Below are 20,871 nucleotides of genomic sequence, written 5' to 3' on the forward strand. Positions count from 1 at the left end.
TCTGCCGCGCGCGTCGCCGTACCCCGGCGACCGACACGCGCCGCGGCGATGTGTTGCGCGGTTCGGTTCCGGAGCGCGCCGCGTTCCCATCGGGCCGCATGGTGATCGGTCACGGCTGGCCCTGGCTTTCCGCGGCCAGCAACGGGATCCACATGCGCCGGGCCAGCGCGCCGAAACGGGTGCTCTCCCCGGCTTCCCCCGCCGCGGCGGGCGCGGCCATGAGGTCGTCGAGCCGGGGCGCCGGACCCCAGATGTAGCGCAGATGGCGGTCGGTGTGATCGCCGAACGGCCCGGGGCCGTTGGGGCCGCCGTTGAATTCGCGTTCCGCCGCCGTGATCGCGTCGTCGGTGCTCGCGCCGCGGAAACGGCGTTCGGCGTAGACCGCGGTGGCGCTGGGCGCGATGGGAAGCGGTTCGGTGAGGCCCGCGTCGCGCAGCGCGACGAGCCCGCGCAGGATCTCCATGGCGGCGGGCGCGTCGGGTGGGGTGAGTTCGCAGCGCCAGGCGGGACGGCCGAACTGGCCGCGGCCGGTGCTCACCGCCCGCCAGGAGCGGTCCTCGGTGACGGTCAGCGCCAGCAGCGAGACCCACGCCGCGATCCGGTGTTTGGGAGCCAGCCGGGAGAAGGTGGTGCGGACCAGGGTGTCGCCGCGCACCTCCGGCACGGTGCCGGTGAGCCGCCGCCCGTTGCCCAAGTCGACCGCGATGTCCACCGCGCGCGCCGGGCCCGTGTAGTCCGCCTGCGCGGCGCGTACCAACCGGTCGACGGTGTGTTCGACCTCGTCGAGCACGGCGGCGCCGAAACCGAACGGCGGCAGCGTGCCGCGCCGCCACTCCGCGGCCCGCAGCCCGGCCGGATCCGCCCCCGTCAGGCGGGCCGCGAGCAGGCGTTCGCCCAGCTCCCACTTGGCCAGGCCGTCGAGTTCGATGGGCAGCCGGTCGGCGATGTCCTCGTCGTGCTCCGGGACCCGGAGACCGAGGCGCTGCCACAGGAACGCGCGCACCGGGTGCTCCGCGAACGAGATCAGATCGGCCAGAGCGACATCCGCCGTCCGCGCGGCGGGCAGTGGCGCGGCCAGGAACGGCGGCCGCGGCCGCACCGGCCCGTCGGCGGCGTGCGCACCGGCCAAGGCAACGGTGTCGAAGCTGAAAGGCTGTTCGGCCCGGAAGTTCCGGCGATCGAAGTTCTGCAGCGGATGCCGCGTGACCACCGACCGCATCGCCTCGGCGCCCACGTGGGCCCGCAGCGCGTCCAGCAACTCGGCCACCGGAATCGCGGGCGGCCGGTGCGCGCCGCTGACCGGATCGGCGCCGCTGTGGAACACCAAGAGCGTGTCGCGGGCCGCGAGCACGGCGTCCAGCAGCAGTTGCCGGTCCTCGCTGCGCGGATCGCGTTCGCCGAGCAGGGGTTCGCGGGCCAGCACATCGTCTCCGTCCGCGCCGGTGGCGCGCGGGAACATCTCGTCGTCGAGCCCGAGCAGCGCCACCACCCGGTGCGGCACCGACCGCATCGGCACCATCGTGCAGACGGTGAGCTCACCGGTGCGGAAGTTGGCCCGCGTCGGCCGCGCCGCCAGCCGCGAACGCAGCAGCACGCCGACGTCGGCCAGCCGCAACGGCACATCGCCCGCGTGGTCGGTGGCCGCGGCGAGTTCCTGCCTGGCCTCGGTGCGCACCCACGCCTGCGCGTCCGGCACGTCGGTCAGCAGATCCAGCGCCCGGCCGAGCACCGCGGCCCATTCGTGCGCGGGCCGGGGGCCGCGCAGGTCGCGCAGGCACACCGCGAGCCGATCGATGAACTCCGCGAAGCGGCCGGCCAGATCGACGTCGTTGCTGTCCACGTCGTCCAACGGCAGTGCGAGATCGAGCCAGTCCTCGGAGGTCTCCCCCGCGGTGACCCCGAGCAGGATCCGGTCCACCGCGCTGTTCAGCGTGTTCTGCGCGAAATCGGCGAGCCCGAACGCTTGGCGCTGACGCTGCCCGATGCCCCATCTCGCGCCGGATTCGGCCGCCCACTCGCGCAACCGCTCGATGTCGTCGTCGTCGAATCCGCAACGGCGCCGGACGGTTTCGGCGGCGGCCAGATCCAGCACCTGGGTCACCGTCACCCGTCCGTCGGCCAGCTCGAGCAGTACCGCGATGACCGCGAGCAGCGGATTGGTCACCCCGCGCCCCCGGTCGGCGAGGCGCACCCGCAGCAGGTGCGCCGGGTGCTCCGAATCGCTCTGCGCTTCGGGCGATCCCGGCGTGCGCTGCCCGAACGCCGCGCGCACCAGCGGTGCGTAGGCCTCCACCTCCGGGCACATGATCAGCACGTCACGCGGCTGCAGCGTCTCGTCGGCCGCGAACAGCCCGAGCAGGCATTCCCGCAGCACCTCCACCTGCCGCGCCGGGCCGTGACACGCGTGCACCTGCACGGTGCCGTCGGCAACAGCCGCTCCCGGCGCGGGCGGCCACCGGTCGTCCCGGATGCCTCGTTGCAGCGCACGCAGCAACGTCGTGGGCGAATCGTCCTCCGCCGCGCCGCGCGGATGATAGGTGTCGGAGCCGACGGCGGCGGACGCGGCCAACCGCTGCTGCAACTCCCGGACGTCGCGAGCCAGCCCCGCCGAGAGCGGGTGCTCGACCGCCGTGGCGCTGCGATCCTCGGCGCGCGACCGGGCGGGGGGCAGCTCGCTCAGCGTCGACCACAGGACCGGGCTCGGATGCACCAGCCATAGATGGACATCACGCCCCTCGGCCAGCGCCGACAGCACCGCGAGCTGGTCGCTGGGCAGCCGGGTCACCCCGAACAGCGACAGCCGCGGCGGCAGCGCGACCAGATCCGGCCGGGCGCGCAACCTGGCGCAGGCGGCGTCGAGCCGCTCGGCCGGGCTCGGCGTCCCGATCTCGGCGCGCAGCCTGCGCCACAGCATCGGCTGCCAGAGCAGGTCGTCGGGAAGCGGGGCGCCCGCGCCGTCGGTGTCCAGGCCCGCGGCCCACTCGGTGATCAGGGCGGGACGCTGGGCGGCGTAACTGTCGAACAGCGCGGCGACCTGGGCGGCGGTCGCGTAACGCCGTCCGGCGCGGTGCTCGCCACCCGCGCTGTTTCCCGCGCCGAGATGCCTGGCGGGCACCGCGCACCACGGCTCGGACAGCGAGGCGTCGATCACCCGCAGCAGCGTCCACACCGCCCGGTCCTGCGCCCACGGATCCTCCGCCTGCGCCACTCCGCTCGCCGCGGCCAGCGCCTCGGCGACCAGCGCCGCGGGGGAAGGGAAGGCGATGTTCGCGCACACCCCGTCGGCCGCGCCGCCCGCGCCGAGCACGCCCGACAGCGTCTGGGCCAGCCAGCGCTCCACGCCTTTCGCCGGCACCGCGACCACCTCGGCCGCGAACGGATCTTCCTGCGGCGACGCCAGCACCCCGGCGAGCGCGCGGGCAAGGACGTCGGCGCGCTCGGCACGGTGGATGTGCAGCGGCATCTGCGCCCTCTCGATCGGCGGTGTCCGGCAGCGCCTGCCTCGGACTTCGTGCACGTTTATACGCGCAGCGACCGACGCGCAACTGCACCGCCCCATCCGGGGGCCAGTGAAATAGACCACACGAGAACGGATTACTCCGCCGTGTCACGCCGGAACTGTCGCGGCGATGTGCGACAGTGCTGCACCGGGGAGGAGAGTTTGCACCGGGGCGGAACGAGAGAGCTGCACCGAAAGGCTGGTTCGCGTTCATGGATGCGATGGTGATTCCCCTGGTCCCGAGAGGCGGATTCACGGTCCGCCGGATCGGTGACCGCTGGGAGCTGATCAACTCGCGCCACTACGGTCGCACCGTCGTCCTGCATTCCTGGCCCAGGGAACGCCACACCGAGGCCTTCGAGCACTGCTACCGGCTCAACGGACGCACCGTCGAGGAACTGCGCGCCGCCTTCCGCTGACCCGCCCGGCCTGCGGCGACGAGCGAAATCCGCTGCGGCGCAAGGACGCGAAACGGGCATAGCACACCCCGGATGCGAGCTCAAGACGTGCGTCCGGACTCGCGATGTGCGATCGTGGTCCCTCGTGCGTTACCCGTCCCCCGCCACCCGGGCCGTTCCCCGCGTGGCCGCTTCCGCCTGTGTCCTCGCCGCCGCGGCGATCATCGCCCCGAGCCTGCCCGCCGCGCTCCCGATCGCGGGCGCGGTGCCGCTCGCGCACACCCAAGGCTGCCTGCCCGGTTTCGACTGCGATCTGAGCAGCCGCATCGCGAAGGCCGACGCCTACCTCAGCAGCCGTCCCGGTGTCACCGGCTACGTCCTGCGCGATCGGGTCTCGGGCGGGGTCTACGCCAACGCCAACGCGGAGAACGCGGTCTGGACCGCCTCCACCATCAAGCTCGCGATCGCCGCGGATCTGCTCAATCGGGCGCGGGCCGGCGTCATCAACCTGACCCCGGAGGACCGCGGCTTGATGGAGGGAATGCTCGCGACCTCCAACGACGGCGCCGCCGACCTGCTGTGGACCAAGTACGCGGGCATCGACCGGATGGCGTTCAACAACGCCTTCCGCGCCAACGGGATGACCTCGCTGGTTCCGCAGCCGACCAACACCGCGCTGTTCCCGGACTGGTCGTTCCAGAAGTGCACCGCCGCCGACCTGGACCGCCTGATGGACCACGTCCTCAACCACATGCACCCCGACGACCGCAACTACCTCGTCGACCGGATGCGCGCGGTGGACTCCAACCAGCACTGGGGCGTGTGGGGCGCGGGCGCGAGCATGCGTCCCGGCCTGAAGAACGGCTGGTCGGCCGAACAGGGCGGCTGGGTGGTCAACTCGGTGGGTTTCGCGGGACCGGGCGAGCGCTACACCCTGTCCATCATGAGTTCGCTGGGTGACGCGGGCGGCTACACCGAAGGCGCCGAGACCGACACCAAGCTCGCGGAGATCCTGCTCGCGGGCCGCTGATCGCACGGCCGCTCAGGCGGCCGCCCGCCTGCGCAACGTCATCGGCGCACCGTCCCTGGGGAAGGGGATCGTGGTGAATCCCCAGGGCATGCGGTATTTCTCGGGGATCCGCCACTCGTATTCACGCACCAGGGCGGCGGTCACCGTCTTCACCTCGAACGTGCCGAAGTGCATTCCGATGCACTTGTGCGCCCCCGCCCCGAACGGCATCCAGGCGAGGCGGTGCGATTTGTCCTCGCGCCGCTGTTCGCCGAATCGCTCCGGATCGAAGCGCTCGGGGTGGGTCCACAGTTCGGGCAGCAGGTGGTTCACCTGGTAGGCCAGGTCCACCGGGGCGCCGGCCGGAATGTAGTGGCCCGCGATCTCGGTGTCGCGCACCGCGCGGCGCGACAGTCCGGGAACCGGCGGCATCAGCCGCAGGCTTTCCCGGACCACCAGGTCCAGGTCGCGCAGCGTCTCCAGGTCCGCGATGGCGGGCGCGGCGTCGCCGAGGCGCGCGTCCATGTCGAGCACTTCGGCGCGCACCCGCTGTTGCCAGTCCGGGTGCTTACCCAGGTAGTAGGCGACGGCCGTCGCGGTCGTCGTCGTGGTGTCGTGCGCCGCCATGATCAGGAAGATCATGTGGTTCACCACATCGGCGTCCCCGAAGACGCCGCCGTCCTCGCTGCGCGCGTGGCACAGCCCGGAGAAGAAGTCCGCCGTCTCGGCGCGGCGCTTGTCCGGCAGCATCGCGGTGAAGTAGTCCTCGAGCACTCTCCTGCCGCGCAGCCCGGCCCGCCAGTTGCCGCCGGGCACCGGATGCCGGATGATCGCCAGCCCCGCGTGCGTGCAGTCGACGAACGCGTCGATCAGTTGCCTGCGCCTGGGGCCGACGTCGGCGGCCATGAACGTCTCGCCCGCGATCTCGAGGGTCAACTCCTTGATCGCCGGATACAGCCGCACCGTGCGTTCGGCGTCGCGCTCGCGCGGCACCCACTGCGCGATGGTGTCGCGCACCACCGGTGTCAGCGCCGCGAGGTGGGCTTCCAGCCGGTCCCTGGTGAACGCCTGCTGCATGATCTTGCGGTGGAATTTGTGCTCGTCGAATTCGAGCAGCAGCAGGCCGCGCCGGAAGAAGGGGCCGATGAAGTAGTCCCAGCCCTGGCCGAAGTCGCGGCGCCGGTGCCCGAGCACTTCCTCCAGTGCCTCCGGTCCCGCGACCAGCACCCGGTCGACACCGAGCGAGGTGTTCAGGGAGACGGGTCCGTACCTGCGGTAGCGCTCCATCATCTCGGCCGGACCCCAGCGCATGTAGTGCAACGCCCGCCCCAGGTAGGGCAGCCCGGCATCGCCGCGCACCGGGACGGTGTCGCTGCCCTGCGGCGGAGTGGCCAGCACCTGGCGCCGTTCCGGCAGCAGTCCAAGCGCCCGGTCGATCAGATGGCCGTGCGGTACCTCGATCAGCGCGATGTTCTCCGATTCGGCCTGCACGCTGGGCGTCCGGCCGATCGCACGGTCCCCGGCGACCATGGCAATCCTCCCTGAGCGACAGTTACCATCGTAGGCTCCCGACCTCGGCGACCAGGCCGGTTCGCCTCGGGTCGATCCTCCTCTCCCCGATCCGGCGGCGGTGAGATATCGCACCGCAACACGCCAGGAACGGGGATCTCGCCGTGACGGTGCCCGGCTCGGCGGCTACGGTTTAGCTGTCAGGAACCGCCGCCGGGGACGACCCCCAAGGTCCATCGAGGAGCAGGACGATGAGCACTCAGACTGTCGAGAACGGCCGGCACCGGGTGGTGGTGATCGGCTCGGGCTTCGGCGGCCTGTTCGGCACCAAGCACCTCAAGCGCGCCGACGTCGACGTCACCCTGATCTCGAAGACCTCGACCCATCTGTTCCAGCCGCTGCTCTACCAGGTCGCCACCGGCATCCTGTCGGTCGGCGAGATCGCGCCTGCCACCCGGCTGGTGCTGCGCAAGCAGAAGAACGCGCAGGTGCTGCTCGGCGAGGTCACCGACATCGATCTGACCAACAACACGGTGACCTCGCGCCTGCTCGACCGGGACACGGTCACCCCGTTCGACAGCCTGATCGTCGCGACCGGCGCGCAGCAGTCCTATTTCGGCAACGACCGGTTCGCCACCTACGCGCCGGGCATGAAGACCATCGATGACGCGCTCGAGCTACGCGGCCGGATTCTCGGCGCGTTCGAGCAGGCCGAACTCGCGACCACCCAGGAGGAGCGCGACCGGCTGCTGACCTTCGTGATCGTCGGCGCCGGCCCGACCGGCGTCGAGCTGGCCGGTCAGATCGCCGAGCTGTCCGACCGCACGCTGGAGGGCACCTTCCACAACATCGATCCGCGCGACGCCAGGGTCGTGCTCATCGAAGGCGCGGGCGCGGTGCTCGGGCCCATGGGTCCGAAGCTGGGCGGCAAGGCCCAACGGCGCCTGGAGAAGATGGGCGTCGAGATCCAGCTCAACGCCATGGTGATCGATGTCGACGCGTTCGGCGTCACGGTGAAGGACTCCGACGGCACGGTCCGCCGCATCGAGTCGGCGTGCAAGGTGTGGTCGGCGGGCGTGCAGGCCAGCCCGCTGGGCAAGCTGATCGCCGACCAGTCCGACGGCACCGAGGTCGACCGCGCGGGCCGGGTCGTGGTCGAGCCGGACCTGACCGTCAAAGGCCACCCGAACGTCTTCGTGGTCGGCGACCTGATGTCGGTGCCGAACGTACCCGGGCAGGCGCAGGGCGCCATCCAGGGCGCGACCTACGCCGCCAAGCAGATCAAGGCCGGGCTGAAAGGCCAGACGCCGCAGGAACGCAAGCCGTTCAAGTACTTCAACAAGGGCAGCATGGCCACGATCTCGCGGTTCAGCGCCGTGTGCCAGGTGGGCAAGCTGGAGTTCGGCGGGTTCATCGCGTGGCTGGCCTGGCTGGCGCTGCACCTGTACTACCTGGTCGGCTACCGCAGCCGGATCATCACCGTCATCCAGTGGTTCGTCACCTTCCTCGGCCGCAGCCGAGGCCAGATGGCCGCCACCGAGCAGTGGGTGTTCGCCCGATTGGCGCTGGAGGCGATCAGCAACGGCGACGACGAAGACGCCGAGCAACTCGCCGCCGCCCTCGGCACGTCCACCAACAGCAGGGTCGCGGTGGACAAAGCGCATACCGACGCGAAAGCGGGCTGATCCGGCCGTCATAGCGCGTTCGACCAATCCGGGTCGCCCAGCGGATCCGAATGTGAGGCGTCGACGTCTCCTTCGGATGAAAGGTGATCTATGGGCACAGGCAAGCACCGAGCACCCACACCGCACCGGGCGAAACTGGGCTCCCTGGTCGCCGTGGGGACGGTTCCGCTCGTTCTCGCGCTGGTGGGAACCGGGACGGCGCACGCGGAACCGGATCAGCCCGTTCCGGTGACCAGTACGGAGGCCGAAGCGGCCCAGTGGCCCGCGGCCGAGGCGCCGAACGTGCGCCCGTACGAGGGTCTGCGGATCCCCGACGACGTCCTGAGTTCGCTGCAATGGGCACGTCCACTGCCCGATCACCAGTATCTGGCTCCCCTGGTAGGGCTGCACGCGCCGATTCCGGTGGCCCCCGTGCCGCCTATCGCGCCGCCCTCCGGCAAGTTGCGCTTCGGCGATGTGCAGGTCGACGCACCGGAGTGGCTGTACCGGGAGCAGGCGATCCAGATCAACGACACCGCCGCGATGGCCGAAGCGAATATGGCGACGTTCTTCGATTCGATCGGGATGGAGCGCACGAGATCCGACCGCGTCGCAAGCCAGACCATGGGCGCCGCCGCGATCGGCGCGGCGGCGGGCTTCGTGTTCGCCAGCCCGTTCGCGCTGTTCGGCGCGGCCGTCGGCGGCGGTCTCGCCCTCGCCATCGGTCTGCCGTTCGCGCCGATCGGTCTCGCCGCCGGCCCGATCGGGGCCGCCTACGGCGCGGCTCTGATGGCCGCTCCGCTGTCCGCCATCGGTGCGGGCATCGGCGCCGGACTCGGGGCGGTGCACGCGCTCAGCGCGCCTCCGCGGGCGCTCAGCGCGCCGGAACCGGTCGCCCCGGCTCCGGCCGAGACGGCTCCGGAGGCCGCCGACACGGCCAACGGCTGATCGGATGACAGCTCCGAGAGGCGAGCCGGAAGGGTGGGAACCCGACGACGCTGTCGAGCTCTCACCCTTTCTTTCTCCAGCTCTCGCTCGAATTACACCTCTACGGAACGAATCCCACATCCGGCACGCGACAGCTATCGACGGGCCGCCCGGCAGGGGATTCGAGTGGCACTGCCGATCCGCCGTTGCTCAGCTGTTCACCTCGGCGCGTTCCGCGCCGGACACGCGCAGCACCGGCCCGGTGCGGGTGAACAAACTGCCACCCGCCGCCAGCGGCAACCGGCTCTCCGTCCAACCGGTAGTCGTCGCCGCGCAGTCGTCCGGATAGACGAGTTCGCTCTCCAGCGCCCGTGGCGCGGAAAGCGCGTCATCGGCCGGAGTGCCCGCGCCCAGCGCCAGCCGGTGGCGCAGCAAGGGGGTGCCGTCGACGTCGGCGATCAGGTCTCCGCGCCACCCACCGTCGTCCTCGCCCGCGCGGCCGATCTGAACCCGTTCGCGCATCCGCAGCCGGGCGCCGGCATCCAGGCGGATCGTGGTGACCGTGTGGTGCCGGGCACCGCCCGCGACGATCATCGGCTCGGGATCGAAATCCAACACTCCCCCGCCGCCGACCTCGAGCTGCCAGTGCCCGCACGACAGCGGCGTCGCCGGGCCCGGGAGCGCGAGCGTGGCCGCGACCGAGCGCACCACCAGTTCGGCGTCCGGCTCGACCACGATCACGATGTCGAGTTCGTCGCCACCCAGCGGCGTCGCGGCGGTGCCGATCAGATGCACCGCGCGAGGGCCGGTGCGGCGGGCCGACAACCCGCCGCGCGCGTGGATCTCCGGAAGCATCCCTGGACGAGCGACGATGCGTAATTCGGTGCGCACCGGCGGAACTCAGTGCGCGGCGGCGGATTCGCCCGCGCCCGCCCGGTCCTGCTCGGCGACCTCGCGCAATCGCTCGCGCACCCACGCCAGCACGGGTGTCGCCGCGGGATCCTCGGTGAGCGAGACGAGCACCGTCGGCCGGTCCGCGCGCACCCGCGCCGCGTCGCGCTCCATCACGCCGAGGTCCGCGCCGACCAACGGAGCCAGATCGGTCTTGTTGACCACCAGCAGATCCGAGAACGTCACGCCGGGACCGCCTTTGCGTGGCACCTTGTCCCCGCCCGCCACGTCCACCACGAAGATCTGCACGTCGATCAGGCCGGAGGAGAAGGTCGCGGTCAGATTGTCGCCGCCGGATTCCACCAGGATCAGATCCAGCGGCGGATTGGCGGCGATCAGATCGTCGATGGCGTCGAGGTTGGCGGTGATGTCGTCCCGGATGGCGGTGTGCGGACAGCCGCCGGTCTGCACGGCGGCGATCCGCTCGTCCGGCAGGACGGCGTGCCTGCGCAAGAAGTCGGCGTCCTCGGTGGTGTAGATGTCGTTGGTCAGCACCGCCAGCGACAGCTCGTCGCGCAACTGCCTGCACAGCGCGGCCACCAGCGCGGTCTTGCCCGAACCGACCGGGCCGCCGATGCCGATGCGCAGCGCCTCCCCTGGCGTGCGGGCTCGTTTCGGCCGATCGTGACCGTGGTCGTGCGGCTCACCGTCGATCAGATGCGGGGGCATGGCGCGGTCTCCTTCTTCCGGGGCGTCAGCTCGCGAACAGGGGCATGTCCCGCTGCCGGTGGCGCTCGGCGAGCACGTCCTGCAACGGGTCGGACATCGCGGCCAGGCCGGTCACGGCCTCGGCGGCGACGCGGTCGCACAGGCAGGCCAACCGGACGGTGCACGCGGCGATCGCGGCGGGATCGAGGGCGAGCAGACGCTGGGCCGCGGTGGCGGCGCCGGTGAGAGTGGTGTAGACGACCACAGCGGCGATCTGCCCCGGCTGCACCGCTGCGGCGGCGCCCACCATTCCGAAGACCGTGGACAGATGCGGTGTCGTGCCGAGCGGTGACCAATCGTGTCCGGGCCACAGCTGTTTCGCAAGGCGCAGCAGACCGCGGCCCTGGGCGCGGGACGCCGCCCGTGCCGCGGGTGCGGGCGTGCGCGCGTCGGCTTCCGCCTCGGCCTGCGCCGGGTCGAGTTCGCCCGCGCACACCGCCGCCGCGAGCGACGCGGCCACCAGCGCCGAGGTCCGGACGCGGCGGCGCAGATACAGCTCCACCGTCGCGACGTCGCGGACCAGGCCGGAGGCGACGGCTTCTTCCACCCCGCCGGAGTGCACGTGCCCGCCGATCGGCAGCCGCGAGTCGGCGAGCGCGAGCACCGTCGTGAGACCGGTCGGACCGATCGCAGCGGATTCGCGCATCCGTCGATCCTATGTCCCGGTGTGTCGTGCGGAAGTCGTGGTCGTTTCCCGGAGATTCCGGTCAGCGACGGAAGGCGCGTTCCATGAGACGCTGGGCGCGGCCGCGGGTCAGGTCGGTCCACGCCTGCACCGGGGCCGACCACCACGGCGCGATCTCGCGCGGCTTCGCGGTCACCGCGTGGCAGACCAGGTCGGCGGCCTCGGCCACGGTCAGGCCCGGGACACGGCTGAAGTCGGTGGGCGCGCTCATCCTGGTGTGCACGAGCGGCAGGTAGATCGAGGTGGCGGTGACGCCGTCGCCGGCCACCTCGGCCGCGACACTGCGCAACCAGACGTCGAAAGCGGATTTGGACGCACCGTAGGCGGCCCAGCGCGGCGCGGGCGGCATGCGCACGCCCCAGGTGGACACGTTGACGAGGTGGCCTTGTCCGCGAGCGCGCATAGCGGGCAGCAGCGTGAGCAGCAAGCGCACCGGTCCGAGGTAGTTCACATCGATGGTGCGGGTGAAATCGTGGAAACGGTCGTAGGACTCGTCGATCGGACGGCGGATCGACTTGCCCGCGTTGTTGATCACCACATCCAGGTGGCCGTGCTCGCCGAGCAGGCGGCGGCCGAGCCGTTCGACCGCGTCCATGTCCGTGAGATCGGTCGGGTAGGTGTGCGCGACGCCACCCGCGGTGGTGATCTCCGCGGCCAGCCGTTCGAGTTCGTCGCCGGAGCGGGCGACGAGCGCGACGGTCGCGCCCGCCGCGGCCAGCTTGCGCGCACTGGCCTTGCCTATGCCGTGCGAGGCCCCGGTGACCAGCACGATCTTGCCGCCGACCGCGGCGCGCAACGCCTGTTCGCGCGGACGCGACGTGGGATACAGCAGCCGCGTCGCCACCCGTTCGGCGATCGGCCTGCCGTTGTTCGAAGCCGGGGCGTCGTTCACGACTTCGACTGTAGGCGTCGATCACCGTGCCCACCCCGAGTTCGCCGCATCAGTGCGCGCCGGAGCGGTCCCGCACGAGTCGCGGCAGGTCCCGGCGACTCGAGCATTTCTACTCACGCGCCCGGCGGCGACCGCGTGATCGAATGTAACCGGCACACAGACTTGTCCACCGTGGCTTCGCCCGGTGCGCCGGACGAGGGGGAACGAGGTGGCGACGCCGGACACGCGGGTCTCGATCGCACAGTGGATCGCGCGCGGGATCGCGATCGTGGTGCTGGTCCCGATCCGGCTGCTGTGGGAGGGTGTTGCCTTCCTGGGCCGCGCGATCGGAGCGGCGCTCGTCTTCGTCGCGCGCCACCTGCTGGTTCCGGCAGCCGAGTTCATCTGGCACTGGGTGCTGCGGCCGACGTGGATTTTCGCGAAGGACTTCCTGTGGGGCTGGGTGGTGCAGCATCTGCTGTGGGGCTTGGTGCTCACGCCGCTGCTGTCGCTGCTGCTGGAATACCTGCTGCGTCCGCTGCGGCGCGCGGTGGAAATCTTTCTGTGGCGCAAAGTGATTCGTCCCGCGGGCGCTTGGTTGCTGCGCTGGGTCGTGTATCCGATCGCTTATGCCGTCGCCTGGGTATGCCACCGCATCGTCAAGTGGCTGATCGTCTGGCCGCTGGCGCTGTTGTGGCGTTGGGTGCTGTGCCCGCTCTGGAACGCGGTGCGCGCGACCGCGCGCTACGGGTGGCGCGTGGCGACCCTCGTCGTCGGCGTCCTCGTGGTGCTGCCGTGCCGGGCGCTGTACCGCTGCTCCGTGTTGCGCCCGGTGTTGGGCGCTCTGGCCGTCGTCTGGCTCGCCCTGGTGGTGCGCCCGGCCCGCTGGGTGCACGGCACGGTCGTCCGGCCGATGAACCGCTGGGCGGCCGAGATCGTGACTTCCGTCTTCGGCCACTGATCCCGGCCGCCCGGCTCAGCTCCGGCTCGGAGCGGCGAAGCGCGCGATCAGCGCCATCGCCGTGAGCACCGTCGCACCGACGGCCACCGCGATGTGCATGCCGTCGACGAAGGATTGGCGCGCCGCCTCGATCAGCACCGCGTTTCCGCCCGCCCGCTGAATGGTCTCGCCGAGCGTCGCGGCGTAGTCGCCCCCGGACCGGAAGATCAGCGCCGCGAGCGAACCGAGCAGCGCCAGGCCCAGCGCGTTGCCGAGCTCGAAGCTGGTCTCCGAGATGCCCACCGCCGACCCGGCCCGCTCCGGCGGCACCGAGGACACCGAAACCTCGGACACCAGCGTGAAGGCGAGGCCGTAGCCGATTCCGGCGATCGTGGAACCGGCCAGGTACCAGCCGAGCCCGTCGTGCGCGCCGACGCCGAGCACCATCAGGTTGCCCGCGGCGGACGCGAGCAGGGCGAACACGAACGTGGCGCGGGCGCCGAAGCGATGTCCGACCCTGGCGCCGCCCATCGAGCAGACGAAGACCGCGATCGCCATCGGGATACCGAGCAGCGCCGCCGCCAGCGGCGTGCGCCCGGTCACCGACTGCAGATAGATGCTGGTGAGATAACTGAGCCCAGCCAGTGACATCATGCCGGTGAGACTGGCGCCGATGGCCACCGAGAACTGCGGCCTGGCGAACAACCGCAGATCGAGCAGGGGTTCGCGCAGCTGTCGCTGCCTGCGCACGAACACGGTCAGGATCACCGCGCCGGCCAGGGCGACGACGATCGCCTGCCCATCGACGCCCTCCGTTGCGGCGTGTTTGATCCCGTACACCACCGGCAGGATGCCGCCGATCGACAACGCCACACTCGGCAGATCCAGCGGTTCCCGCACCCCCGCCCGGTGTTCCGGCAGCACGAACGGGCCGAACGCGAGCAGGACCAGCAGCACCGGAAGGTTGATGAGGAACACCGAGCCCCACCAGAAGTGGTGCAGCAGCATGCCACCGATGATCGGCCCGACGGCCGAGCCGCCCGCGAAGAAGGCCGTCCAGATGCCGATCGCGGCGGCCCGCTGCCGCGCGTCCGGGAACAGGCTGGAGATCAGCGCCAGGCTGGACGGCAGCAAGGTCGCACCGCCGATGCCCATCAGCGCCCGCGCCGCGATCAGCACGCCCGCGCTGGGCGCGAAGGCGGCGAGCACCGACGCGAGGCCGAAGACCGCCGCGCCGGCGAGCAAGATGTTGCGCCGCCCGATCCGGTCACCCAGATTGCCCATGGTGATCAGCAGTCCCGCGATCAGGAAGCCGTAGATGTCCAGGATCCACAGTTGCTGGTCCGCGGAAGGGTCCAGATCGAGGGTCAGCGTCGGCAGCGCGAGGAACAGCACCGAGATGTCCATCGACACCAGCAGCACCGGCAGCAGCAGAACCGCGAGGCCGAGCCAGGCGCGTCGCGAGCCCGTCGTGGCCGGCTCGGTCCGGACCGGCCGCAGGTGTGTCATCACCGAACTTCCTCTCCATGGCGCGTACGTCGTACGCATGGTCCGGGTACAGTGTACGCATGTTGCACCGCACCGCCATCATCGATACCGCGATCGAGCTCGCCGACGCCGAGGGCTTGGACGCGCTGTCCATGCGGCGCATCGCCGACCGGCTCGGCGTCGGAGCCATGTCGCTGTATCGCCACGTCGCGAACAAAGACGAACTGCTCGCGCTGATGACCGACGAAGTGGCCCGGCGCAACCCGTACCCCGCCCCCGAGGGGCAGGGGTGGACTTGGCGCGACCGGGTCCGCATCGCCGCCGAAATCGATTGGGCGCTCTACCGGCAACATCCGTGGGTGCTGCTCACCTTCGCCACTCCGCGCTACAGCTTCGGGCCGCAGAGTCTGGCGTGCCTGGCCTGGCTGGTCGACGGATTCCTGGAACTCGGCGTGTCCACCCGCGAGGCGACCGGCATGTCCTTCGCCGTCTGGAACTACATCTCCGGCGCGACGCTGCCCGAGATCAGCGCCGAGCTGATGGCGCGCAAGGGCATGGATCCCGCGGGCGAGAACGGGTTGCGGACGCTGCTGGACGGCACGGCCCAGGGACCGGTTCCGTCCGCGTTGGCCGATCTCGCCGGCAGCGGCGTGCGGGACCTGACCCAGGAGGAACTGCTCTACGACGGCCTCGACGCGCTCTGCGACGGTTTCGAGGCCAGGGCGGCGCGGCGCGGCCGGTTGACCTCAACCTGACTTGATGTTGAAGGCTGACCGGGCGACACCGACGAAACAGGAGAAACCGTGCACGCCATCCGCCTTCATGCCTTCGGCCCGGCCGAGAACCTGCGCTACGAAACCGTTCCCGATCCGGTTCCGGGGCCCGGCGAGGTCCGCATCGCGGTGGCGGCGGCCGGAGTGCATCTCATCGATACCGTTCTGCGCAAGGGCGACCCCGGGCCGTTTCCCCTGCCGGAGCTGCCGACCGTTCCCGGCCGCGAAGTCGCGGGCACCGTCGAGCGTGTGGGCGCCGACGTGGCCACGAGCCTGCTCGGTACGCGGGTGGTCGCCCACCTCGGCGCGGTGCCCGGCGGTTACGCCGAGCTGGCCGTGACCGACGCGGCCCGGCTGCACGAGATTCCGGCGAACCTGGACGCGGCGCAGGCGGTGGCGATGATCGGCACCGGGCGAACGACCATGGGCATCGTGCAGTTCACCGAATTGCGGCCCGGCGACATCGTCGTGGTGACGGCCGCGGCGGGCGGCATCGGCACGCTGCTGGTGCAGTACGCGAAGAACGCGGGCGCCACGGTGATCGGCTTGGCCGGCGGCCCCGCGAAGGTCGATCAGGTGCGTGGCAACGGCGCGGACCTGGCGGTCGACTACCTGTCGCCGGATTGGCCGGACCGGGTGCGCACGTGGATCGGCGCACGGGGCGTCCGGGTGCTGTTCGACTCGGTGGGCGGTGCGGTCGCCCGCGCCGGAATCGATCTGCTCGCACCGGGCGGGCAGCATCTGGTCTACGGCTGGTCCGGCAAATCGAATGCCGAAGGGCCGGTCCGGCTCTCGGCCGCCGAACTGGTCGAACGCGGTATCACCTCCGAGACGGTGGTCGGCCCGCCGATGCTGGCGCGCGCGGGCGGCGACGTGCGCGTCCTCGAGAACCTCGCGATGGCCGAGGCGGCCGCCGGGCGGCTGCGCCCGGCGATCCATCGCTTCCCGCTCGCCGAAGCGGCCGCCGCCCACCGCGCGCTGGAAACGCGCGAGACGACCGGCAAGGTGGTGCTGGAGCCCTAGCCGAGCCGGTTCACCCGACGCTGTCGCCGTTCACGACGGCGTAGGCGAAGCCGTCCCAGCCTTTGCCGCCGACGGTCTGCACCACGGTGGCGTCCAGGCTGGGCTCGGCTTGGAGCAACTCGACGAGTTCGCGGCTGGCCTGCGCGTTCGGGTCGTCGGACCGCTCGTCGGCGATCTTGCCGCCGCGCACGACGTTGTCGACGATGATCACCGAGCCCGGCCGGGTCAGCCGCAGCGCCCACAGCACGTAGTTCGAGTTGTTCGGCTTGTCCGCGTCGATGAACACCAGGTCGAACGGCTCCGGGTCCTCTTCGGCGAGGACGGGCAGGCTGTCCAGCGCGGCGCCGACCCGGATCTCCACTCGGTCGCCGACGCCCGCCCGGTCCAGATTCGCCCGCGCCACCTCGGCGTGCCGGTCGGCGAACTCGAGCGTGATCACCCGCCCTTCTGGTCCGACCGCGCGGGCGAGCCAGATGGTGCTGTATCCGCCGAGCGTGCCGATCTCCAGCACCCGTCGCGCTCCCACCGTCCTGGCCAGCAGATGGAGGAACTTTCCCTGGGGCGGTGACACGTCGATCGCGGGCAGGCCCGCGTCCTTGTTCGCCGCCAGCGCCGCATCGGACTCGGGGTCCGCCACGAGGGTCTCCACTAGGTAGCGGTCCACTTCGGCCCATCCAGGTGTCGTCATATCTGGCAGTCTGCCACCCGATCCGGCCCGCGGACGCGCCTGTCCGAGTAGCGTTCGGCACGGAGAGACGTACATGTTTCGTGAGCGCGCCGACGCATCGACGGACAGGAACGACATGACGAATCTTGCGCGGGCCGTGGCGGTCACCGCCTGTCTGATCGCCATGGGCGCCACCGCCCCCGCCGGGGCCGAGCCCACCGGCGGAGCCGAATACGTCGCCCTGGGCGATTCCGGGGCCGCCACCACGGGCGTGCGGAACTTCGACATCTCGGCGCCGTTCCGATGCCTTCGCTCCACCGCGAACACACCGCAGCTGATCGCTCTGGATCTGGGCTTGCGGATCGACGACCGCACCTGCAACTCCGCGCGTATCGCGGACCTCGCCGCCCCGCAGCAACCGGGCATCCCGCCCCAGTTCGACGCACTCGGCCCCGCCACCAGGCTGGTCACGGTGCACATCGGCGCCAATGACGCGCTGATGGCCGAGCACATCGTCGCCTGCCATATCTACGGCCTCACCGGCGCGGGCGGGTGCGCCGGTCCGGATTGGGACGCCGACATCGATGCGATCGCGGCGTCCTACGCCGGGGCACTGCAACAGGTCTCGGCCCGCGCGCCGCGCGCGTTGATCGTCGTCGACGGCTGGCCGCGCTACGTGCGCGACGGCGGCTGTCCGGCGCTCGTCGGTCTCCGCCCGTCCGACGCCGCGCCCATCCAAGCCGCCTTCGACCATCTGAACTCCGTGGTGTCCCGAGAGGCCACCGCGCACGGCGCGATCTACGTGGACACCAGCGCCGCGTCGGAGGGCCGCGACGCGTGCGCGCCGGTCGGCGTCCGCTGGATGGAGCCCGTTCTCGCCACCGAGACGCTTCTGCCCTACCACCTCAACCCGCAGGGCATGCGCGGCATCGCCGACGTGGTCGTCCCGGCGATCCGCGCCGCCGGACTACCCGGCTGAGCGAACGCATCGACGCGACCGCCCCGGACTCGGAGGGAGTCCGGGGCGGCGCGGGCGGCGTTATTTCGAGAAGTTCTCCGGCGGCTGCCACGGCCGGCCGTGCGGATCGTCCTGGCGCTGGGCCGGAGGTTGCTGCGGCGGCTGCTGCTGGGCCGGGAAAGCCTCCTGCGGAGGGATGACCGGCTGGTGCGGCGAAGGCTCGAACCCTTGCGGGGGTGGTGTCGGGGTCAGCCCCTCCACCGGCGTCCGCGCCGTCGCCTCGGCGGCCCGCACGGCACGCTCGATGGTCGGGTCGGGCGCGGTGTCGAACCAGTCCGCGACATCCGAATCGTCCTCCGGTTTGGCTTCTGCGCCGTCGGCGGCGGGCGGCTCGTACCGGAACACGCCGTCCTCGCCCTGCGTGCCGAAGCTCTTCGCGAACCCCTCCAGCGCCTTGCCGAAGTCGCTCGGCACCAGCCACACCTTGTTGGCGTCGCCGCGCGCGACCATGGGCAACGTCTGCATGTACTGGTAGGCAAGCAATTCCGGTGTCGGCTTGCCGGATTTGATGGCGGCGAAGACCTTCTCGATCGCCTTGGCCTGGCCTTGCGCCTGCAAGTACGCGGCGGCGCGCTCACCCTGCGCCCGCAGGATGCGGCTCTGCCGTTCGCCTTCGGCGGCCAGGATCGCCGACTGCTTGGCGCCCTCGGCGGACAGGATCTGCGCCTGCTTGGAACCCTCGGCCGTCTTGATCGCCGATTCGCGCTGACCCTCCGCGGTGAGGATCATGGCGCGCTTCTCGCGGTCGGCCTTCATCTGCTTCTCCATCGACTCCTGGATCGACGGAGGCGGATCGATGCTCTTCAGCTCGACCCGCGCGACGCGCAGGCCCCAGCGCCCGGTCGCCTCGTCCAGCACGCCGCGCAGCTGGCCGTTGATCGCGTCGCGGGAGGTGAGCGTCTGCTCCAGCGTCATGCCGCCGACGACGTTGCGCAGCGTGGTGACGGTCAGCTGCTCCACGGCGGCGATGTAGTTGCTGATCTCGTACACCGCCGCCTGCGGGCTGGTCACCTGGAAATAGACCACCGTGTCGATGTGCAGGGTGAGGTTGTCCTCGGTGATCACCGGCTGCGGCGGGAACGACACCACCCGTTCCCGCAGGTCCACCTTGGCGCGGACGCGATCGGCGAACGGCACGAGGAACGTGAGCTGGCCGGAGACCGTCCGCGAATATCGGCCCAACCGCTCGATCACCGCGGCCTCGGCCTGCGGCACCAGCGCGATCGACTTGAAGACCACCACCACGACCAGCAAGATGAGGACGGCGGCAACGATCAGTACAGCCATCAAGGCCCCTTCCAGACGACGGCGGTCGCGCCGTCGATCTTCATGACGTATACGGTCGTACCCGGTTCATAGACTTCGGTCGTGTCCATCGGCCGCGCGGTCCACACCTCGCCGTTCAGTTTCACCTGACCGGAATGCGCCGCGACCTGCTCGAGCACCAGCGCGGTCTTCCCCGGCAAGGCGTCCACGTTCGTCGGCGTCGGCGGTGGAGTTCCGAAGCGACGCCGGATGATCGGGCGCACCCCGAGCAGCAGCACCGCCGAGATCACCGCGAAGACGACGGCGTCGGCGACGACGGACGTGTCCGCCGCCGCGCTGACACCGGCGGTGCCCAGCGCGGCGACACCGAGCATCAGCAAGGTGAAGTCGCCGGTGAGCATCTCCGCCGCCGCGAGCAGAATGCCCGCGACCAGCCAAAAAATTGCGGCCACACGACCACTGTAGTGCTCGGACCCTGATCTCGAGCGCGACCTTCGCTAGTACTGCCGAGGAATTCCGCGCGCGGACGCGCGGTGCCCCTGGTACACCGAAAGCCATAGCGGCGGTGCTAGCTTCAGGCAGGTGAGCGGGCGCGACAGGTACGGTGACATCTTCTCCGGACATCCTCGATCGAGGAGAAGGGCGGTGCCGACGGTCACCGCGGAACGCGACCTGGTCGTCGAGGACGCCGCCACCGGATTCTGCGGCGCCGTGGTCGGATTCGATCGCAGCTACGACGGCGAGTTCGTGAAACTGGAGGACGCCGGCGGCACGGTGCGCCTGTTCGCGCTGCGCGAGGCCGCGTTCCTCATCGACGGCGAGCCGGTGACGCTGGTGCGGCCGCGGGCCGCCCCGCCGAAGACGCCGAACCGCTCCGCCTCCGGCTCCACCCGGGTCGATGGCCTGCGCGCGCGGGTCGCGCGCGGCAGCCGGGTCTGGGTGGAGGGCGTGCACGACGCCGCGCTGGTCGAGCGGGTATGGGGCCACGACCTGCGGGTCGAGGGCGTGGTCGTCGAGCAGCTGGAAGGACTGGACAACCTCGCCGCTCGGCTCGCGGACTTCCGGCCCGGCCCCGGCAGGCGGGTCGGCGTGCTGGTCGACCACCTGGTCACCGGTTCGAAGGAGACCCAGCTGACCACCGGGCTGGGGCCGCACGTCCTGGTCACCGGGCACCCGTTCGTCGACATCTGGCAAGCGGTGCGCCCGGCCACCCTCGGCATCGCACGGTGGCCGCAGGTGCCGCGCGACGAGGACTGGAAGACCGGCGTCTGCTCGCGCCTGCGCTGGGGTTCCCCGCAGGACGGCTGGCGGAAGGTGTACGAGGCGGTGTCCTCCTTCCGCGATCTGGAGGCGCCCCTCATCGGCGCGGTCGAGCGACTCATAGATTTCGTCACCGAACCGGGCTAGCGGCCGCTCGCGGGAGCCGCACCGGCGACGCCGGACGGTATCCGCACGGGTCCGCTTGCCGCAGGCAG

The 20,871-nt window shown here is 71.1% G+C and carries 19 protein-coding genes; 9 read left to right on the plus strand and 10 right to left on the minus strand.

Annotated elements, in window-relative coordinates; genetic code table 11:
- Positions 1-109 precede the first annotated feature (109 nt).
- On the minus strand, positions 110-3,463 hold the full coding sequence (gene recC, locus NB3_RS13010; protein WP_067801630.1) for an exodeoxyribonuclease V subunit gamma: 3,354 nt from the start codon (positions 3,461-3,463) through the stop codon (positions 110-112).
- Between the two features lie 257 nt (positions 3,464-3,720).
- Here recC and NB3_RS13015 point away from each other — a divergent pair, with 257 nt between their 5' ends.
- Together NB3_RS13015 and NB3_RS13020 are read left to right on the plus strand one after the other, a co-directional pair.
- Positions 3,721-3,918 carry a hypothetical protein gene (locus NB3_RS13015; RefSeq protein WP_228827007.1) on the plus strand — a complete coding sequence of 66 codons (198 nt, stop codon included), beginning with the start codon at positions 3,721-3,723 and terminating at the stop codon, positions 3,916-3,918.
- A 124-nt stretch (positions 3,919-4,042) separates the two neighbouring features.
- On the plus strand, positions 4,043-4,927 hold the full coding sequence (locus tag NB3_RS13020) for a serine hydrolase (protein ID WP_067801635.1): 885 nt from the start codon (positions 4,043-4,045) through the stop codon (positions 4,925-4,927).
- A 12-nt stretch (positions 4,928-4,939) separates the two neighbouring features.
- On the opposite strand, the gene NB3_RS13025 is transcribed toward NB3_RS13020, so the two are convergent.
- Positions 4,940-6,436 carry a cytochrome P450 gene (locus tag NB3_RS13025; RefSeq protein WP_067801638.1) on the minus strand — a complete coding sequence of 499 codons (1,497 nt, stop codon included), beginning with the start codon at positions 6,434-6,436 and terminating at the stop codon, positions 4,940-4,942.
- Between the two features lie 230 nt (positions 6,437-6,666).
- Between NB3_RS13025 and NB3_RS13030 the strand changes: the two genes are divergently transcribed.
- Entirely contained in the window at positions 6,667-8,100 is a 1,434-nt protein-coding gene (locus NB3_RS13030; RefSeq protein ID WP_067801640.1) for an NAD(P)/FAD-dependent oxidoreductase, read from the plus strand.
- Positions 8,101-8,190: 90 nt separating this feature from the next.
- Positions 8,191-9,027, plus strand: coding sequence for a hypothetical protein (locus NB3_RS13035; protein WP_067801642.1), 837 nt, complete (start codon positions 8,191-8,193; stop codon positions 9,025-9,027).
- Between the two features lie 189 nt (positions 9,028-9,216).
- Here the strand turns inward: NB3_RS13035 and NB3_RS13040 are convergent, their stop codons facing one another.
- From NB3_RS13040 to NB3_RS13055, 4 genes are all read right to left on the minus strand, one after another.
- Positions 9,217-9,897: an urease accessory protein UreD gene (locus tag NB3_RS13040; protein ID WP_067801645.1), complete on the minus strand. Its 681-nt coding sequence runs from the start codon at positions 9,895-9,897 to the stop codon at positions 9,217-9,219.
- A gap of 9 nt (positions 9,898-9,906) precedes the next feature.
- Positions 9,907-10,626: an urease accessory protein UreG gene (ureG, locus tag NB3_RS13045; protein ID WP_067801648.1), complete on the minus strand. Its 720-nt coding sequence runs from the start codon at positions 10,624-10,626 to the stop codon at positions 9,907-9,909.
- Positions 10,627-10,651: 25 nt separating this feature from the next.
- A complete protein-coding gene (locus NB3_RS13050) occupies positions 10,652-11,311 on the minus strand; it encodes an urease accessory protein UreF (RefSeq protein WP_067801651.1) in 660 nt (219 codons plus the stop codon).
- Between the two features lie 61 nt (positions 11,312-11,372).
- A complete protein-coding gene (locus NB3_RS13055) occupies positions 11,373-12,242 on the minus strand; it encodes an SDR family NAD(P)-dependent oxidoreductase (protein ID WP_371855902.1) in 870 nt (289 codons plus the stop codon).
- A gap of 208 nt (positions 12,243-12,450) precedes the next feature.
- On the opposite strand from NB3_RS13055, the gene NB3_RS13060 reads away from it, so the two are divergent.
- On the plus strand, positions 12,451-13,182 hold the full coding sequence (locus tag NB3_RS13060) for a hypothetical protein (RefSeq protein ID WP_067801654.1): 732 nt from the start codon (positions 12,451-12,453) through the stop codon (positions 13,180-13,182).
- A gap of 15 nt (positions 13,183-13,197) precedes the next feature.
- On the opposite strand, the gene NB3_RS13065 is transcribed toward NB3_RS13060, so the two are convergent.
- Positions 13,198-14,670: an MFS transporter gene (locus tag NB3_RS13065; RefSeq protein ID WP_067801657.1), complete on the minus strand. Its 1,473-nt coding sequence runs from the start codon at positions 14,668-14,670 to the stop codon at positions 13,198-13,200.
- Positions 14,671-14,729: 59 nt separating this feature from the next.
- Here NB3_RS13065 and NB3_RS13070 point away from each other — a divergent pair, with 59 nt between their 5' ends.
- Together NB3_RS13070 and NB3_RS13075 are read left to right on the plus strand one after the other, a co-directional pair.
- A complete protein-coding gene (locus NB3_RS13070; RefSeq protein WP_067801661.1) occupies positions 14,730-15,404 on the plus strand; it encodes a TetR/AcrR family transcriptional regulator in 675 nt (224 codons plus the stop codon).
- 48 nt (positions 15,405-15,452) lie between these two features.
- Positions 15,453-16,445 (plus strand): zinc-binding dehydrogenase, encoded by a 993-nt coding sequence (locus NB3_RS13075; RefSeq protein ID WP_067801664.1) that lies wholly within the window; start codon positions 15,453-15,455, stop codon positions 16,443-16,445.
- Between the two features lie 10 nt (positions 16,446-16,455).
- On the opposite strand, the gene NB3_RS13080 is transcribed toward NB3_RS13075, so the two are convergent.
- Positions 16,456-17,133: an O-methyltransferase gene (locus NB3_RS13080; protein WP_067801666.1), complete on the minus strand. Its 678-nt coding sequence runs from the start codon at positions 17,131-17,133 to the stop codon at positions 16,456-16,458.
- A gap of 115 nt (positions 17,134-17,248) precedes the next feature.
- Here NB3_RS13080 and NB3_RS13085 point away from each other — a divergent pair, with 115 nt between their 5' ends.
- Entirely contained in the window at positions 17,249-18,091 is an 843-nt protein-coding gene (locus NB3_RS13085) for an SGNH/GDSL hydrolase family protein (RefSeq protein WP_067801668.1), read from the plus strand.
- A gap of 60 nt (positions 18,092-18,151) precedes the next feature.
- Here the strand turns inward: NB3_RS13085 and NB3_RS13090 are convergent, their stop codons facing one another.
- Together NB3_RS13090 and NB3_RS13095 are read right to left on the minus strand one after the other, a co-directional pair.
- Positions 18,152-19,417: an SPFH domain-containing protein gene (locus NB3_RS13090; RefSeq protein ID WP_067801672.1), complete on the minus strand. Its 1,266-nt coding sequence runs from the start codon at positions 19,415-19,417 to the stop codon at positions 18,152-18,154.
- Entirely contained in the window at positions 19,417-19,848 is a 432-nt protein-coding gene (locus NB3_RS13095) for an NfeD family protein (protein WP_067801674.1), read from the minus strand. Before NB3_RS13095 ends, NB3_RS13090 begins: the two co-directional genes overlap by 1 nt.
- Positions 19,849-19,978: 130 nt before the next feature.
- On the opposite strand from NB3_RS13095, the gene NB3_RS13100 reads away from it, so the two are divergent.
- A complete protein-coding gene (locus tag NB3_RS13100; protein WP_067801677.1) occupies positions 19,979-20,803 on the plus strand; it encodes a DUF3097 domain-containing protein in 825 nt (274 codons plus the stop codon).
- Positions 20,804-20,871 lie beyond the last annotated feature (68 nt).

The organism is Nocardia beijingensis NBRC 16342 (assembly GCF_001612785.1).
GTDB lineage: Bacteria > Actinomycetota > Actinomycetes > Mycobacteriales > Mycobacteriaceae > Nocardia > Nocardia beijingensis.

Bases quoted from the DNA above. Each gene is read 5' to 3' on its own strand.
- recC (WP_067801630.1), bottom strand. From the start codon at position 3,463: ATGCCGCTGCACATCCACCGTGCCGAGCGCGCCGACGTCCTTGCCCGC.
- NB3_RS13015 (WP_228827007.1), top strand. From the start codon at position 3,721: ATGGTGATTCCCCTGGTCCCGAGAGGCGGATTCACGGTCCGCCGGATC.
- NB3_RS13025 (WP_067801638.1), bottom strand. From the start codon at position 6,436: ATGGTCGCCGGGGACCGTGCGATCGGCCGGACGCCCAGCGTGCAGGCC.
- NB3_RS13030 (WP_067801640.1), top strand. From the start codon at position 6,667: ATGAGCACTCAGACTGTCGAGAACGGCCGGCACCGGGTGGTGGTGATC.
- NB3_RS13035 (WP_067801642.1), top strand. From the start codon at position 8,191: ATGGGCACAGGCAAGCACCGAGCACCCACACCGCACCGGGCGAAACTG.
- ureG (WP_067801648.1), bottom strand. From the start codon at position 10,626: ATGCCCCCGCATCTGATCGACGGTGAGCCGCACGACCACGGTCACGAT.
- NB3_RS13050 (WP_067801651.1), bottom strand. From the start codon at position 11,311: ATGCGCGAATCCGCTGCGATCGGTCCGACCGGTCTCACGACGGTGCTC.
- NB3_RS13065 (WP_067801657.1), bottom strand. From the start codon at position 14,670: ATGACACACCTGCGGCCGGTCCGGACCGAGCCGGCCACGACGGGCTCG.
- NB3_RS13070 (WP_067801661.1), top strand. From the start codon at position 14,730: ATGTTGCACCGCACCGCCATCATCGATACCGCGATCGAGCTCGCCGAC.
- NB3_RS13080 (WP_067801666.1), bottom strand. From the start codon at position 17,133: ATGACGACACCTGGATGGGCCGAAGTGGACCGCTACCTAGTGGAGACC.
- NB3_RS13085 (WP_067801668.1), top strand. From the start codon at position 17,249: ATGACGAATCTTGCGCGGGCCGTGGCGGTCACCGCCTGTCTGATCGCC.
- NB3_RS13090 (WP_067801672.1), bottom strand. From the start codon at position 19,417: ATGGCTGTACTGATCGTTGCCGCCGTCCTCATCTTGCTGGTCGTGGTG.